This is a genomic window from Actinophytocola gossypii, from assembly GCF_025165815.1.
In the GTDB taxonomy this organism is placed as follows: Bacteria; Actinomycetota; Actinomycetes; order Mycobacteriales; family Pseudonocardiaceae; genus Actinophytocola; species Actinophytocola gossypii.
Map to the genome: position 1 here is coordinate 301,013 of NZ_JAFFZE010000016.1, position 18,702 is coordinate 319,714.

The window sequence follows — 18,702 nt, forward strand, 5'->3', positions numbered from 1 at the left end:
GATGCCCGAACCGCAGGACCCGTCGGGGCTGTGGGCGAAGGTCAAGGAACTGGCCGTCTACCCCATCTGGCCGCCGGACGACGAGTCCAAGGTCTACGCCCTCGCGGACAAGTGGTTCGAGACCGCCACGATGCTCGACGAGGTCGCGGCGTCGTTCGAGGCCGAGGCCATGCGCGTCGCCAGCTCCTGGATGGACACCGTCGGCGCGCGGTTCCTGACGGGACTCGTCACCCTCTCGACGTACTACCGGCACGTCGCCGAGCAGATGCGCGTGTTCTCCGGCGGTGTCCGCGAGTACGGCGACCAGATCCTCGAGGCGAAGATCAGCACCATCATCGAGATCGCGGTCAGCGCGCCGCTGTACTTCGCGCTGTCCCGGATCCCCGGCGGTGGGCGCCTGGCCAACCACGTCGCGCACTGGGTCGCCGGCAGGCTGACCACGATGATCACCGGGATCGCCGCGCGGGGAATCGCCGGTCTGGCCAGGGTGACCATCGAAATCGGCAAGGAGATGTTCGACGGGGGCTTCAACAACGCCCTGACCCAGGTCACCTCGATGTTGATGGGCGCGCGGGAACGCTTCAACGTCCGCGAGGTGGGCTACAACGCGATCGTGGAAGGGGTGGGGGGCACCCTCTCCGAGGGGCTGAGCCTCGTGGGCCGGTGGGCCAGGGCGGGGATGAACAACATCATCCGGAAGGTGGGCGGCAACCCCGACTACGAGCTTCCGAGCGCACCGAACACCATGGCGGTCAGGGTCATCACCGGTGGCATGCGCAACGGTCTGGTGTCACCGAACGCGACCGTCATCGTCGACAACTACGACGACCCGGAGCAGCTGGCCAACTGGCGCAACTACCGCGACGCGGTCGCGGAGCAGGGCCTGGCCACGGCCATCGTGAGCACGCCGCGCACGATCGCGACCGACCTGGCGATCCAGCACAACATGCAGCGGTTCGGGCCGGTCGGGTACGAGCTGGAGGCCCTGCTCGGCGGTGGGCCGGGCGACGGAGGCGGGGGCGGCGGGGACAAGCTGCCCGCCGGCCCCGTACCCGACGGCGACTCCGGACCCGGCGGCAAGGAACCCGGCGCGGCCGGCCCGCCCGGCACCGGGGAACCGGGAACGTCGACCGGCGGCTCGACCGGAAACCCTGGCACCTCCACCGGCGGCTCGACCGAAAACCCGGGCACCTCCACCGGCGGCTCGACCGAAAACCCGGGCACCTCCACCGGCGGCTCGACCGAAAACCCGGGCACCTCCACCGGCGGCTCGACCGAAAACCCGGGCACCTCCACCGGCGGCTCGACCGGGAACCCTGGCACCTCCACCGGCGGCTCGGCCACCGGGCCGGGTGGCTCGGCCGGCGGTCTGACCGGAGGGCCAGGCGGAGCCCCGGGAGGGGTCGGCGGGCTCGGTGGATCGTCGACCGGCGCGGCCGGGGGGCCGGGAGACGTGTCGGGCGGCGGTCAGCCGCACAACCCCGGCGGCACACAGGCGGGGCCGGCCCCCGGTGGTGCGGCCGCGGGACCGCCACCCGGCGCGGACGGCGGCGCGGACGGCGGGTCCCAGTCGACGGCCGGTTCGCCGGGCGACGGCGGTGGTGGTGCCGGTAGACCGACCGCGCCGTCGGGCGGAGGTTCCGACGGCGGCCCGCCGTCCAGGACGATGTCGGGGGGTGGCGAGTCCGGCACGCAGCAGCAGGGCACGCGGAACGACTCGACGGACGACGGCCCGCGCGTGTCGGACACCGCGGACCAGCACCAGTCGAACGAGAACCAGGCAGCGCCGGACCAGCCCGCCGGTCGACCGGACGCCGACTCGACCGAGGGCTCGACCACGGGGCCCACCGAGGTCCCGTCCGAGACGGGAACGTCGACGAACGACTCGTCCGGCCCGGCTCCGAACGATTCCGCGGACGACTCGCGGTCCGGCGATCAGTCCGCCGGTCCGACCGGCGGACTGATCGCCGCCGGGGCGCCGGTCGCGCCGGCCCACACCCCGGGCGCCCCCCGGGCGCACCCCCCCCCCGCCGGCGCTCCGGTCGCGCCGGCCCACACGGTCTCGGGTCCCGTGCTCGGGACCGGCACCGCGCGGGACGAGCAGCGGCGCGCGTCCGACGAGGACGCCCGGGAGTCGGCCGACGCGGCGAAGCCGAACGAGGTGAACGGCGAGCCCACCCTCAACGGAACCGACGACGACACCGGAACCGAGTCCACCACCGAGACCGCCACCGACTCCCCCGACGAGACCGCCGGGACCGGCACGGACGACAGCGCGCCCGCGCCCGTCGAGATGGGGGGCGCGCTGGCCGCCGCCGCGGCGGGCGTGGCGGGGCCCGACACCGGGCCGCAACCGCGCCGGCCCGGTCCGGCGCCCCGGCACACGCGCGTCGACCGCGGCGCGCCGGGCTCGTCGATCGGTGCGCTGACCGGGAAGACCGTCATTCCCGCGCCGTCGTCGCCGCTGGGCAGGCGGGTCTACAGCGGCACGGCCAAGCGGATGCCCGGCTTCGCGGCCAAGGCCGACCGGACACCCAAGGCCGCGCTGACCGAGCGCATGATCCGGGAGCTGATCGGCGACGTCGCCAAGGCAGCGGGGATCGAGTCGATCGAGAAGAAGGCCGACGTCTACCTGGGCGTCCGCAAAGGGCTCAGCGAGTTCCGGTTCCGCGTCGTGGTCGGGGAGACCCACGACGGGAACCCGGCCGAGTTCACCGTCGGCGACGACGGGGTCGGGGTCATCGTGGTCTCGCCGACGCTGGTGTCGTCGACCACGGCCTGGCTGCGCGGCGCGATGGTCAAGCGCGCGCTCGCGCACGAGATCAGCGAGCTGAACCAGATCCTGCTCGGCAACGACGACCACGAGGTGGCGCACTCGCACGGCCGGCAGGCCGAACTGCGGGTCCTCGAAGCCGAGCACCTGGCGGCGTCCGCGCCCCGCGCGCGGAACCGCGTGCGGCGTGCCCTGGTGCGCCACCACATGCGGCTGCTGGCCGAGGAGATGCGGGTACACCCCACCCAGGACGGCTCGCAGCAGCACAAGGCCCGGCTGGAACGGCCCGTCGAACGCATCGTCGACCAGCACTTCCCGATCGGCTCCCGGGCGTCCTTCCACGCCTTCCTGCAGGAACGGAACGACGGGCTGCCCTCCCACGGGTGGTTCATGGGCACCTCACTCGTCACCGGGACGCTGCCGGGCTTCGGCGTCGCGCTGGTGTGGGGCACGGCCGGGGGAAACCCGGTTTTCGGCGGCGCGCTCGCGCTGTCCACCCTCGTCGCCGGGCTCGGCAGCGGCCTGATCGGCCGGTGGTACGCCAAGGTGTCGCTCGACGCCGCCGACGCGCTCAAGGCCAAGGAAGCCGAGCGGCACGCCTACGAGGCCGCCCAGCGCATCAAGGAGGTGTTGGACCCGCTGCTGGCCGCGGCCCGCGGCACCGCGTTCGCCGATCCGGCCGACGCACCCACCGAGCCGCCCCCGATCGCCGAGGCGCTCACCGGGTTGCCGAAACGCTGGCAACGGCTCGTGCGCTGGCTGCCGAACCTGATGGGCACGGTCGCGTCCGGCGTGATGATCCCGGTCGGGCCGTTCCCCGGGCCGGTCGACCCGGGGGCCCCGCCGGGCACCCCACCGCCGGTCGCCGAGTTCTCCCCGCGAACCTTCGGTGGCATGCTGGCCGCCAGCCTCGCGGTGCTCGGGGGCGGTCCCATCGTCGAGAAGTGGTTCCGCACCAGGCAGGTCGCCGCCGAGCTGGCGCAGATCGAGGTGCAGGGCGACGCGCTCACCAAGCAGGAGACCGAGTTCGTCGAGGGCGTGATCGCCGACTTCCACATGGTCCGGGCGTGGTTCGACACGATCGACGGGGAGAAGTCGCAGCCGCCCGTGGTCCACGCGCCGCCGCCGCGGGCGCCGGACTACCACGGTGGCGGGCCGAACGCGCTGCACTTCGGGGCCAGCCTGGCGCCGGACAGCGGCGCGCCCATGTTCCGGGCGCTCGTCGAGATCATCGGCAACCTCCAGGGCCGCGAGGCGCTGCTGACCGGCGCGCTCGGCGCGAGCCGCAGCGTGACCGGCGTCCTCATCGGGGCGATCGTCGACCGGCGGTTCCACGAGACCGAGATGCGCATCCTCGACGAACGGGTGCGCCACGACCTCACCGTCGACCAGGCGTTCCGCCAGCAGCAGCGCATCGAGCTGATCAAGCAGGTGTTCGAGCGGGTCCTGTCGGAGATCCAGCTCGCGGCACGGCAGCGGATCCACGGGCCCGACCCGGCGCCACAGCCGAAGCCGGTCGGCGCGGCCGAGCGGCGGCGGCTCGTTAGGGAGGCCGACGACCGGGTGCGGGCGGAGCGAGCCAGGGTCGAGGCCCGCCACGCCGCGGCGGTCGCCGAGGACGCCCGCGCCGAGGCCGCCGCCGCCGAGCTCGACGCGAAGCGGGCCGGGGTCGCCGGCGACCGCGGTCACCCCCTGGTCGTGGCCGCCGAGGCCGCCGCCGCGCGGGCGGTCACCGCCACCGCGAACGCCGAGGCGGCCGAACAGGTCGCCGCCGCGGCGGCGGCCCGAGCCGGCATCGCCGAGCAGGACGCCACCCCGAACCCGGCCCCGAACCAGGGCGACGACCAGGCCAAGCCGGTCAGCGCCGTCCGGCGGCGCCTGCTGCACCAGGCCGCGAACGCCCACGCGGCCGCCCAGAAGGCCAGGGCCGTGGCCGACTACACCGCGATGCGCGCCGAGCAGGTTGAGGTCGCCGCCGAGCAGGCCAAGATCACCGCTGAGAAGGCCACCATCGCCGCCAGGGCCGCGAGAGCGGCCGAGGATCCCGCCTCGCCCCTGTCCAGCGAGTCGGACCAGGCGGCCGAGCGAGCGCGGGAGGCCAGGTACCGCGAGGCGGACGCCAGGCAGGAGGCGGTGCTCGCGCGGCAACGAGCCGATCAGGCCGCGGCGGAAGCCACCAGGACCCTCGAAGCGGCGAGGACGGCGGCCGACCGGGCCGGGCTCACCGCGGCCGAGGCCGACGCGAACACCCCGATCGGCGCGCCGCTGATCAGCAAGGCGCCCGCGGTCCCGCCGGAGCCGAGGTCCACCCCACTGGCCACCCCGAGTGGTCCCGCCCCGTCGACCGTCCAGAGCAAGCGGTCCTACCTGCGACACGGCACCGTGCGCAACAGTCTGAGCTGGGCCGCGATCGGCGGCGCGGCGTGGGTGGTCAACTCCCTGCACGACACGCCGATCTACCCCGGTTACGCGGTGGCCGCGCTCGGCGTCGGGTCCGCGATCGCCATCGGCGGCTGGGTCCAGCGCTGGCGGGACCGCAGGGCGACCGCCGAGGCGGAGGACCGGCTGATCGACGCCGACCGGGCGGCGGCACAGGAGACCTCGAAGGCCGCGCAGGGTCCGCGCCTGGACTACCTGATGAACATCCTCCTGCGGGAGATCGCCGTCGAGGAGAGCGGCACCGTTGCGGACCCCGACCCCGCGATCGAACCGACCGCGCCCCCGTCGATGACCCCCACCCACATCGGCCCCGGCCACCCGTGGTTCACCGAGTACATCCGCACCATGGTCGACCTGGAGAACCGGGCCCTCGACCAGGAACCGAGGCCGTACCTGCTGTTCGACCGCCGCCTGCGGGGCCTCACCCGCCTGGGCGCGGAGCTGCGGCACATCGACGAGCTGCGCGAGCGGGCCGAGCGGACCGGCGACCGCCGCGAGCTCGACCAGGCGATCCGCGACCTCGACGACACCTGGTTCTTCTACCAGCGCCTGATGGTCACGGCCAAGGACATGCCGGAGCCCGGCCTCGCCCCGGCGAAGCTGGCCGAGGAGCGGGCGAAGTACCCGTTGACGCTCGGCCGCGCGCCGAAGGTCCCCGGCGCCCTGCTCCCGGCCATGGCCGACGCCCTCGCCGCGAGCCGGGTCACCCCCGGCGGCCGCGCGTTCCACCCCGCCGCCGACACCGCGAGCCACGCCGCCGCGCAGGACGCCGAGCCGCGCGACGGCTACTACACGGTGCACGTCCCCGACGGCTGGTTCGGCACGGACGGGTTGGCCACGGTCCTGCGGCACGACCCGACCTGGCAGGGGCAGCCGGTCTGGGTCGCCGGTGCCGGACTGACCGACGAGCAGGCCGCCACGCTCGAGCAGGAGCTCGGGGTGAAGGTCAGGAGCGACCCACCTCCACCACCGGGCCCGTCCGTCACGGGGGCGGCCGGCGCGCGGCCCGGGTTCACCGCGAAGGACAACCGGGCGCCGATGGCCCGGCAGACCCTGCGGAAGCTGGAGCACCTGCTCGCCGACGAGAACACCCGCCACCGCGTCGCCGCCGCCGCCGGTCTCGCCGACATCGTCATGGACGGGCCGGTGAACGGCTGGGGAGTCCGCGCCGACGGCGGCCGGTTCCCGTTCCGCGTCACCGTCGGTCCCACCCAGAACGGCAACCCCGCCGAGTACACCGTGGTCAACGGACGCACGACCATCCGGTTCGCGCCGACGCTGCTGGCGTCGACGCCACTGTGGATGCGGTCCATCGCCCTCAAGGTGGGGCTCGGGCACGAGCTCGGCGAGGTCAACCAGAAGCTGCTCGGCAACGACGCCCCGGACCTGCTGGTCGGCCAGAATCCCGGGGACCGCACCGAGACCTCCGCGCACGACCACGGCCGGCAGACCGAGCTGCGCGTCCTCGACGCCGAGTACCGCACCGCGACCGGCCCGGCCAGGGTGCTGAAGCGGATCGCCCTGCGGCACCACATGCGGCTGCTGGCCGAGGAGATCTCGGTCCACCCCACCAAGGCGAACTCCCGGCAGCTCAAGACCAGGCTGTCCGCGGACGTCGAGCGGATCGTCGACGAGCACTTCCCGGTCGGGTCGCGGGGGTCCTGGCACGCCAGGCTCGGGCCGCAGGGCGACGGCGTGCAGTCCCACAAGTCGTTCATCGTCACCGCGCTGGTCACCAAGACGCTGCCGGGCTTCGCGGTGGGCGTCATCCTCGGCGGGGCCCTCGGAAACCCGACGTTCGGCGGGGCGGTGGCGCTGTCCGCGCTCGCGGTCGGGCTCGGCGACGGCCTGCTCGGCCGGTGGTACGCGAAGAAGGTGAAGGCCGCGACCGATGCGGTCAAGCACCGGGAGGCCGAGTGGCACGCCTACGCGTCCGCCATGCTCGTCAAGGAGATGGTCGACCCGCTGCTGGCCGCGGCGCGGGGCACCGCGTTCGCCGACCCCGAGCACGCGCCGACCGAGCCGGTGCCCGACGACTACACCAGGCTCACCGGTGTTCCGGCGCTGCGGGACCGGCTGATCCACGCGACGCCCCTCGTGTTCGGCGCGGCGGCGGCCAGCACGATGCTCCCGATCGCGTCGCTCGTGCCGACCGACCCTGCCCTGGGGGTCGCGTCGTCCCGGTTCGACGTGTCGAGAGCGGTGCTCGCGATGTGGCTCACCGGCGCCGCGGTCACCGGCGCCACCCCGTTCCTCGAGCGGTGGTTCCAGCAGCGGAAGATGGCCGGCCAGCTGACCAGGTACGGACAGCTCAGGGCACCGCTGAGCGCGCAGGAGGCCGAGTTCGCCGCGGCCGTGACGAACACCCTGCACATGTTCATGGCCTGGGTCGACTCGGTCGACGAGGTCCGGTCCCAGCCGCACGTGGTGACTCCGCGCCCGCCGGCACCACCCCCCGACTTCGGCGACTGGCCCGGTTTCGCGCACTTCGGTGCGTGGTCGTCGCGGCGGGGGATCCAGTCCACCCTCAGGGCGCTGCTGTTCTACGGCCCGCACCTGCCCAACCGCGACGCCGCCCTGGCCGGTGGCCTCGGCGTCGGCCGCGGTCTGCTGGCGACGCTCGTCGGGGCGATCGCCGACCGGATCATGTTCGCCAAGGAGCGCGGGCTCCACGACCGCCGGGACCTGCACGAGTTCACCACGGACCAGGCGTTCGACCAGCAGCTGCGCTACGAGCTGATCAAGGACGTGCTGGTCTCCATCCTGCCGAAGATCCACGCCGCACGGATGGTCCGGGCGCTGGGGTTCGACCCGGCGACCACCCCGGTCGGCAAGGCTCAGCGGCTCCGGCTCGCCCATGCCCCGCACGCCGACCCCGAGGCCCGGCGGGCCCGCATCACCGCCGAGTACACCGCCCTGCTCGGCGAGCGGGCCCACCGCTACGCCACCGACGCCACAGCCGCCGCCAGGGTGGCCGGCAATGCCGTCGACGAGGCCGGTGTGGGCCCCGACCACCCGCTCGCCCAGAAGGCCGCGGCCGCCACCGCGCGGATGAAGGACGCCGTCGCCGCCGCCGAGGACGCCGCCCGGCGGGCCGAGGCGGCCGCGACCAAGGCCGGCCTGTCGGCACCGCCGAACCTCGCCGGCACCGGCGAGCAGAGCGCGGGCCAGGGGCGGACGACGCCGGTGAACGCCGCCACCCGGCGGCTGCTCACCAACGCGGCCAACACCAACGCGGCGGCGCAACGCGCCAGGGTCACCGCCGAGCACACCGCGATGCGCGCCGAGCAGGCCCGCCGCGACGCCACCGACGCCGGCGTCGCCGTTGGCCGAGCGCGGCAGGAGGCCGAGGCGGCCGCGGCACGGACCGCGCCCCGCACGGACAGGCCGGTCAACGCCGCCGAGCAGCGCCGCCGCGACCTGGCCGACGCGGCGGCGGAGCGGGTGCGGGCGGCGGAGGAGCACGCGGCCCGGACCGACCGCCGGCGGAAGGTCGCCGAGCGGCGGGCCGAAGCGGCGGCGTCGGCGGCGGCCGAAGCGGCTGCCTCGGCCAGAAAGGCGGCCGCCAGGGCGGGGCTCTCCGCGGCCGACCTCGACGCGAACACCCCGGTCGGCGCCCCGATGCTGAGCACGCCGCCGGCGGTCGCGCCGGAGCCGCGCCTCACCCCGCTCGACCTGCCGACGGAGCCGGTACCGACGACCGTGGCGGAACGGCGGACCTACCTGCGGTTCGGCGCGATCGTGGGCACCGCGGGCTGGGCCGGGACCGCGCTGCTGGCGTACGCGGTCAACTCGCTGAGCACGACGCCGATCGTCCCCGGCTTCCTGATCGCCGCGTTCGGCGCCGCGTCGGCGGTCGGTGTCGGCGGCTGGGTCGCGCGGTGGAAGGACCGCCTGTCCGCGAGCCAGGCCAAGAACGAGCGGGACGTACGGAAGCGGGAGTCGCGGCAGGAGGCGTCGCTGGCGGCGCAGCCGGAGCGCTTTCGCCATCTGATGACCCTGTTCGAACGAGAGATCGCCGTCGAGGGGCGCGGCACCGCCGTCCCGACCCCCGATCCGGTGTTCGAACCGACCGCGCCACCGTCGATGACACCGACCCACATCGACGCGGGCCACCCGTGGTTCACCCAGTACGTGCGCACGATGGTCGAGTTGGAGCGGGCCGCGCTCGACCAGGAGATCCGGCCGTACCTGCTGTTCGACGCCCGCCTGCGCGGCCTCGCCCAGCTGACCGCGGACCTGCGCGGGATCGACGAACTGCGCCGGCTGGCCGAGGAGACCGGGGACAGCAGGGCCCTGGACCAGGCCGTGCGCGACCTGGAGGACACCTGGTTCTTCTACCAGCGCCTGATGGCCACGGCCAAGCCGATGCCCAGGCCCGGGCTCTCGGCGGCCGAGCTGGCCGAGGAGCGGGCCAGGCATCCGTTCACGCTCGGCCGCCGGCCGAGGATCCCCGGCGCGCTGCTCCGGTCGCTGGCCGACGCTCTCGTGGCCAGCGAGGTCACCCCGAACGGCCGGTCGTTCCGGCCGGTCGGCGAGGCGTCCGAGGAGCACGAGGGCTACCACAACGTGCACGTTCCCCCGGGTGAGCAAGGGTTCGGCGTCCGCCCGCTCGCCACCATGCTCCGGTTCGACCCGAACTGGCGTGGGCAGGACGTGTGGCTCCACGGCACCGACCTGACCCCCGACGAGCTGACCGCGCTCGGCCGGCGGCTCGGCGTGGCGGTCCGGGCCGAGCCCACGCACCGGCTCGAGCCGCCGCGCACGCCGGCCGACCTCGTGGCCGCGAGCGTGACGACCCGCGCCGGCCGGTCGTTCCACGCGCCGGAGCGCGCCGACCTCCACGAGCTCGCGCGTTGGATGCCGCCGGTCCCGGACCGGCACGTGCTGCACGTCCTCGGCGCCATCGACCACGTGGTGATCGAGGGGGAACCGCGCGACGCGGCGGAGTTCGCCGCCGTGATCCTCGCCGACCCCAGCCGGGGGGACCGCCCGGTCGTGGTCGACGCCGCCGACATCGGAGTGTCCGCCCCGTTCATCGAGGAGCTCCGCGCGCACCTCGACCGGGCCGGCGTGCGGGTCGAGTCGGACACGACCCTCGCCGACGCCCTGCTGCAGAGCAGTGTCACACCCAGCGGCCGGGCGTTCTTCCCGGCCGACGACACCGCGGCCCACGAGGCGGCGCGGACCGTCCCGCGCACCCCGCGCTTCCACACCGTGCAGGTGCGGATCGCCCCCGACGGCGGGTTCCAGCTCGGCGACCGGTCCGTCACCCCCACGGAGATGGCCAGGGTGTTCCGCCACGACCCGAGCTGGAACCGCGAGCGGACGCCCGGCCTGTGGCTCGTCGACCCCTCCGGCCTGGTGACCACCCGGCACCTCGACGAGCTGGCGTCCTTCCTCGGCGCCCCGGTGCGGGCGGACGACACCAGGGTGGGCGACGCCCTGGCGGCGAGCAAGATCGTCCAGGGCAACCGCGTGTTCGGCGAACCGCTCCCCACCCGGCCCGCCTTCCCGCCCGTGCACACCCTCTACGCCATCGGCGACCTGGACGGGATCCTCGTCAACGGCCGACTGTTCGACGTCGAGGGAACCCGCCGGCTGATCACAGCGGACCCCGAATGGCGCGGACGACCCGTACACATCGCCGGACCCGTCGGGCTGCGACCAGAAAAACTCCAGGAACTCGAAACGCTGCTCGGCGTACCGGTAACCGGCGACACCACCATCGCCGACACGCTCGCCGACAGCCACCCGGTCCGCGGTGGCCGCTCGTTCCTACCCGACGGTGCCGTGCTCACCCCGCCCCGCGAGACCTACCACACCATCCACCTGCACGCCGACCAGTTCAGCGTGACCGAACTGAAGGCCCTGATCCGCCACGACCCCACCCGACACGGCAAGGACGTCGTCCTCGCCATCGCCGGCCCTGACATCGCCCCCGACCACCTCGCCGACCTACGCCACGCCCTCGGCGTGGACATCACCACCGCCCCTTCGCGACCAGGCGGCACCTCGACGCCGGCACCGGACCCGGCCGGGCAAAGCCTGGGGCACACCGGGCTCCGGTTCACCAGCGACGCGCTCGATGCGCTGCGCGCCACGGCCGGGACCGACGACCTCGTCCTGGACGTGCGGTCGTTCGCCCCCACCGAATCCGACACCGAGCCCGACGTCCCGGACGGCGGCGACCAGCTCACGCCCACCCACGACACCGTGCACCTGCACGCCGCGTACGCCGGCCTCGGTCTGACCGTCGAGAACCCGGCCACCGGCGAACCTGTCGACGTCGAGGTCGTGATCGTCACCGACCCCAGCGAGCTGGCCTACCTCGACCGCCACGGCGCGACCGCCCGAACCAGGCTCCTGGCCAGCGGGCCGCAGATCCGGTTCGCCCCGACGAGCTTCGCCGACAGCGAGATGCTCGTGGGGACGATCGCGTACCAGTTGACCTACGTCCACCATCGGCTCGCCGGGATCCGCGTGACCAGCGAGAACAGCGACGAGCTGGAGGCCGCGGCCCGTGCCGGCCAGGCCCTGGCGGTGGTGGCGTACCGCGAGACCGTCGCCGATCTCGAACAGGACCAGTTCCGGCCCACCGCCTCCCGCGGCAACACCGACGTCCTGGCCAGCGGCGACCACCTACCACTCACCCCGGACACCGCCCTCCAACACGCGGCACTCGCCGGCATCACCCCCACCATCGAACACCCGACCACCGGCGAACCGGTCCACGTCGAGTTCGTCACCGTCACCGACCCCGCCGAACTGGCCTACCTCGACGACCACCACGCCTCCGCCCGCACCAGGATCCTGCCGACCGGCCCACAGCTCCGGCTCGGCCCCGCAAGCTTCGTCGACAACGAAACCCTCGTCGCGGCCATCGCCCACGAAATGACCCACGTCCACCAACGACTCAGCGGAATCCGCGTCACCAGCGACAACCGCGCCACCCTGGAAACCGAAGCCCACGCCAACGAAACCCCAGCACTGGAGGAGTACCGCAACAATGCCGCCAACCAGGTTCGTCGTGGACAAGACATACCTGCTGCCGGAGGACGAGCTACTGGCGTCGGGCCGGCTGGAGAAGGGAGTGATCGAGCCGGGAACGGTGCTGCACCGGGAGGACACGGGACAGCAGGTGCGCGTACTGGAACTGGAGTTCCCGACCCCGACGCAGACAGGAACGAACCGGCTGACCCTGCGGATCGACCCGGCGGACCGGACGGCGCTCCAGGACGGAGTGGTGCTGACCAGCAGCGAGTAGCTCCCCGCCCGGACCCCGGCAAGCAGCAGCTCCGGCGCGATACCTCCGCCGTTACCGTCGCCGCGCAGGAAACCGCCCGCGCCGCCGCCGAACGCGCCCGGCAGGCCGCCGAACGAGCCACCGCAGCCGCCGAACACGCCGAGGACGTCGCCACCCAAGCCAGGACCGCCGCCGACCAGAACCCCGCGACCGACACACACGCACGATTCGCCGAAGACCGAGCCGCCCTGGCCGCGAAGGAAGCACGAATCGCCGGACTCGACGCGGACACCGCCACCGGCGCCGCCAACCGCGCCGCCGAACTGGCCACGACCGACCACGTCACCCGCCGCGCCCTCCACCGGGACGCCGAGAGAGCGCGGATCGCCGCTCAGGAAGCCGACCTTGCCGCCACCCAGGCCACCGTCGCCGCCGACCGCGCCCAACGCTTCGCCGAACAGGGCCGCAACGCCGCCACGGCCGCGGCGGCGGCCGCCGGTGGGACGGCCACCGAGCCGAAGCAGGAGACCCACCAACCAACCCCCGGCAAGCGGCAACTCCTGCGCGACGGCGCCACCGCGCACGAAACCGCCCGCGCCGCCGCCGAACGCGCCCGGCAGGCCGCCGAACAGGCCACCGCAGCCGCCGAACACGCCGAGGACGTCGCCACCCAAGCCAGGACCGCCGCCGACCAGAACCCCGCGGCCGACACACACGCACGATTCGCCGAAGACCGAGCCGCCCTGGCCGCGAAGGAAGCACGAATCGCCGGACTCGACGCGGACACCGCCACCGGCGCCGCCAACCGCGCCGCCGAACTGGCCACGACCGACCACGTCACCCGCCGCGCCCTCCACCGGAACGCCACCAGGGCGCGGATCACCGCCCAGGAAGCCGAACTCGCCGCCACCCAAGCCACCACCGCCGCCGACCGCGCCCAACGCTTCGCCGAACAGGGCCGCAACGCCGCCACGGCGGCGGCCGCCATCAAGCCAACCGACCAGGCGAACCAGCAGAGCGACCAACCGACCACCGGCGAACCCGCGCGCGCCGAGCCGGACACCCCGCCCACGTTCCCGGTGCGGGCGTTGCCACATTCGACGTTCCGGGTGGACTCCGACGCCGTCCCCAACCGGTGGATCGGCGAGCACGCCCGCGGCGCGATGTCGCGGGTCAAGGACGACGCGGCGATGCGTGGCGTCGAGGAGACCCGCCGCGGCCACTACCGGGTGACCAGAAAGGACGGCTCCACCTTCGTCGTCACCGTCGTCGCCAAGGAGGTGCAGGACGGCCACCCGGCCGAGGTCGTCGTCATCGGTGCGGACCGCGGCCTGATCCGGGTGTCGCCCCGGCTCGCGGAGGACCTCGTCGACCTGGCGGTGGCCAGCGGTCTCGCCCAGCTCGGCGACCGGCTCGCGGGCAACGACGTCGAGCAGGACCTGCTCACTCGCGACCACCACCCCGGCTCCGCGTCGACGCTCTCCGCCCACGACGTCGGCCGCGAGGCCGAGCTGCGGCACCTGCACCGCACCCGGGCCGCCGCCGCCAAGCAGGGCCTGCCGCACCAGCGCCGGCACACCAAGGTCTGGCAGGCGCTGGTCGAGGACATGGGCGTGCACCCGGAGGAGGAGGGCGGGCCGCAGCGCCGCGCCGTCACCACGGCCGACACCCGGTACCTGATCGACGGGTTCGTGGCGAACACACGCCGGCCGAGCTGGGTGCACGAGCCGAGCGGGTACACGCCGTGGAAGGCGTTCATCCCCGTGTTCGGCGCCAGCATCCTTCCCGGTGCCGCCGCGACGGCGGCGATCGCGGGCCTGTCGATCGCGAGCGGTGGGTCGTTGGCTGTCGCCGCCGCGGTCGGAGTGATGAACCTCGGCACGGCCGTCGCCGGCACGCTGGTCGGCCGGTGGTACGGCCGGCGGGAGAAGGACATGGTCGACGCCGGCCACGGCTACTACGGCAAGAAGCGCGCGTACGACATCGCGGAGAAACGCCGCGAGCCACTCAACGCGCTGCTCGCCCGGATGCGCACGATGGGCATCGACGTCAACGATCCCGGCCCGCCCGAACCGCCGGTGACCGACCCCGAACCGAGGCAGGTGCAGCGGTACCGGAACCTCCTCATCAACCGCGGCCTCCCGCCGGTGATCGGCGCGATCGCCGCGACCCCGCTGCTGGCCGTCGGCCTGCCGCCCTGGAACCTCGTCACGCACTGGGGCATCGCCGGCTTCGCCGCCGCGTTCGGGCCGGTGGCCGAGCGCTACCTGCGCAAGAGGATGGTGCCGCGCGAGTGGACGTGGTTCGACGAGATCGCCCGCGAGCTCGACCGTCGGAACGCGCGGTTCGACCAGCGGTTCCTCGCCCACGTGCACGAGCTGCTGGACCGGATCGACCGGATCGCCGGCACGAACCCGCCCAGCGTGGCTCCGGTGCGGGAGCCGATCCCGGACATCACCATCGACAACAACCCAGCCAACCGCTACGGCGCGAGCGCGGCTCCCAACAGCGCCGGTGACTTCTCCCGGGACGCCACCAACGCCCCGAGCCGGATGGGCAACGCGGTGCTCGACGCGGTCAGCGCGACGGGCAGCGCGGCCCTCGACGCGGTGGGCTCCGGCCTGACCCGTTTCGGGCTCGGCGTCCTGATCGCGACGTTCATGGACCGGGAGTTCACCAGCGACGAGTACGACCAGATCGTCAAACAGGTCAAGTTCGACTCCGCCGCGACGATGACCGAGCAGGCCGCGCAGCGGGAACGGAACCTGCTGGCGATGCTCGACGAGGTGGAGACCCGGGTGGAGGCGGCCGAGGCGGACGCGTTCGGCCGGGCGTCGCCGGCCGCCGACCGGGAGCCCGTGGTCCCGGCGCCGCCCAACCCCGCCGCCCGACCGCCGGGGCACCGGGACAAGCGCGGGTTCGGCAAGCAGGGCGTGCTCCAGGCGGTGGCACTGGAGAGCATCGCGGTGAGCGCCGCCATCGCGTTCAACCAGGGCGCCGGCATGATCATCGTGGTCGCGGCGGCGTCCGCCGGGATCCTGGCGAGCTTCCCCATGCGGTACCTGCACCGGCGGGCCGAGCAGCACGCGGTCGACCGGAAGATCTTCGCGGACCGCGCGAAGGAGCGGGTGGTCGAGGCCGCAGAGTCGACCGCCGTGCGGGACTTCATGGGGACGCTGCTGACCCGGGAGGCCGCAGCCGCCGAACGCGCCCGCGAGCGCGGCCACGGACGGCACCAGCTGGCCCCGATGCCGGTGCGCCCGCCGATGCCGGCGAACCCCGGCCCGGAGGACGTCAAGGCCATGGTGGCCTACGAGCGGGAGCTGCTCTTCCGCGAGCCGAGGCCGATGTCCCGGCTCGGCGCCCGCCTGGTCGGCCTCGACCGGCTGGAGCGGCTGGCCGACCGGGCGCTCCTGTTCGCCCGCGTCGAGGCCGGGAACAGCGCGCCGGCAGAGCAGGCCAGGGCGGACCTGGCGGCGCTGTGGCAGGCGTACCGGCAGCTGCGCGACGACGGCACACCGATGCCGTACGACCACGAGCTCTACCTCGGGACGAAGCGGCGGGTGGCCGACCAGCTGCGGACGTTCCTGGAGCAGAGCCGCGCGGTCCCCGGCGGGCGGGTGTTCTTCGCGGCCGGCGACCCGCTGCTCGACGACCCCGTCGGCACGCCGCGGCACGAGGACGCCTACGTACTCGACGTGCACGGCGTCGAGTACGGCGCCGACGGGACCGCGATCCGCATCGGCGCGCACCTGCTCACCGTCGAGCACCTGGACGCCATCCTCGACCTGGACCCGAACTACCACGGGCAGCCCATCCTGCTGCTCGCCTGCGGCAGCGGCCGTGGCGTGGACAGCTTCGCCCAACGCCTCGCCGACCGCCGCCAGGTCCGGGTCGGCGGCCCGTCCGCCTACTACGGCCGGGACGACAACGGCGCGGAGTTCGTCACCGACGTCGAGGTCGACGCGAGCGGCATCGCCCACCCCAAGTTCCCCCCGACCGGCGAGATCCGCTGGTTCGACCCGAGGCGGAACAACATCGCCCACCTCGCCCCCGACCTGGTGGAAGCACCCATCTACGTCGGCCTCGGCGCACTCGACCAACACAACCCGTGGCGCCTGCGCGGCGGCGAGTACCAACCGAGCCGGGGGGAACGCGAGCTGGCCGAACGAACCGTGGTCGACCGGAGAGCCATCGGCGGAAGACACGCGGCCACGGTGCTGCTCGCCCGGCTCGACGACGGGTCCCTGACGGTGTTGAAACCGGTGCACAGCGAGGCGGTCAAGACCCGGAACAGCGACGACGCACTCAAAATGCGGCTGCCCGTCGGCGGCAGGCTGGCCCAGCGGGACGTGGCCGCGTCGCGGCTGGACGAGATGTTCGGGTTCGGACTGGTGCCCACCACGACGATGGTCGAGGACAGCCGGCACGGGCCCGCTTCGCTCCAGCGGTTCGCCGAACGCCGGAACAAGGGCGGAATCGTCGACGACTTCCCGTGGCAGCGGCAACAGCAGTTGGCGGTGCTCGACTACGTCATCGGCAACCTGGACCGGAACCCCGGGAACTACCTGACCAGCCCGGCCGGCGATCCGGTCGCCATCGACAACTCCTACTCGTTCCCCCACGGCACGGCCTACCCGATCGTCTCCGGCTTCGTCGCGAGCCAGCTCGGCCAGCCGCTCGACCGCGAGGTGCTGATGGCGGTGCTCGCGGTGAAACCGGAGGCGATGCGGACCATGCTGCTGGCCACCGGGCTGGGCAGCGTGGCCGTCGACCTGGCCGTCGCCCGCCTGCGGGAGATCCAGCGGTTCAAGCGCATCCTCGGGACGGCCTGGAGCGGCGAGATCACCGACCCGTACGGCACCGTCGTGCCGAAGCTGGGCCCGGACGACCGCCCGCCGAGGCGACCGGGGAAACGGTTCCAGCTGTTCGGGCGGAACCGCGGCGGCGCTCCGCCGCCGCCCGCACCGCCGCGCCCCGACCCTGGCTCACCGTGGTCCGCGGCCGGCGGCCTGCCGCTCGAGCCGGATCCGGACCCCGACCGGCTCGGGCCGGCGCGCGAGCACGATCCGGCCGACGTCCTGCTCCACCTGTACGACCGGAGCATGCCCTACCCGGGCGGAAGGGCGTTCTACGCGCCGGGCGACGCGCTGCTCGACGGCATCACCCTGGTCCGGCCGATGCCGGGCTACTTCACCCTGGACCTGCACGGCGGTCGCCATTCGGTCCGGGTGGGGAACCGTCTGCTGAACGCCGAGCACCTCGTTCTGCTCGCCCAGCGGGACCCTCGATGGCGCGGGCAACCGATCCGGCTGCTCGCGAGCCGGACCGGGCAGGACGACGACGGCATCGCGCAGCGACTCGCCGACCTGAGCGGGTCTCCGGTGATGGCCCCGACCGGGCTCGTCGCCGCCGCCGACGGCGATATCTTCGTCGTCGACGGTGACCTCACCGCGAGCGGCATACCTTCCCGCCGCTCGACGACGGGCGAGATGCGTGTCTTCCATCCCCGGGTTCGTCGCGCCCCCGGGCCCGTCGCCCCGCGTGCGATCCCGGAGCTGGTCGACCCGCCCGCACTGGACCGGCACAACCCATGGGGCGTGCGGGACGGCGGCCCGACCGACGACGAGGAACCCGCGCTGCTCCACCGGGAGGGCGCGCTACCGCCGGTCGACCGCCTGCCGATGACCATGGAGACCGTGCGCCGGGTCGCCGAGAAGTACGGTGTGGACATCAGCGGGATGGTGTTCGAGCTGCGGCCGAAGCGGGCGAACATCGACGGGATCACCCGGCCCGACACGACGGTTGTCCTCTGCCGCCGCGCGTTCCGGCACGGCGAGGCGTGGTTGGCGCGCACGCTGTACCACGAGCGGTTCCACGTCGAGGAACTGCGCGCGGGGCTGCCGTACCCGGAAACCGAGTGGGAGGAGGAGCCGTTCGAGAACCGCGCCTACGACGCCGAGTTCAGCTGGTGGGACGCGCACCCGCTCAACGAGGACAACCCCGCGTTCACCCCGAACGTGCCGGACCAGCCCACCATCGAGGTCAAGGGCAGCGGCGGAACGGCCGTCGTCGTCGTGCACGGGCGGCCCACCGCCGCCGAACTCGCCGCACTGATCCGGCAACATCCCAGCTGGGGTGGGCGGGACGTCCGCCTCCGCGGCTCGTTCGTCCTGTCCGAGGAAGGCCGGCAGGAGCTGCGGAACGGGCTCGGAGTGGCGGTCCGCGGCTGACGCGACGACCG

The 18,702-nt window shown here is 73.9% G+C and carries 1 protein-coding gene; it reads left to right on the top strand.

The genetic code is table 11. From position 1 onward, the window contains the following. Position 1 precedes the first annotated feature (1 nt). Positions 2-18,691 (top strand): WXG100-like domain-containing protein, encoded by an 18,690-nt coding sequence (locus tag JT362_RS22745; protein WP_260193636.1) that lies wholly within the window; start codon positions 2-4, stop codon positions 18,689-18,691. The last annotated feature ends 11 nt before the right edge of the window (positions 18,692-18,702 follow it).

Excerpts from the sequence above, each read along its gene's own strand:
- JT362_RS22745 (WP_260193636.1), top strand. The coding sequence starts at position 2 with ATGCCCGAACCGCAGGACCCGTCGGGGCTGTGGGCGAAGGTCAAGGAA.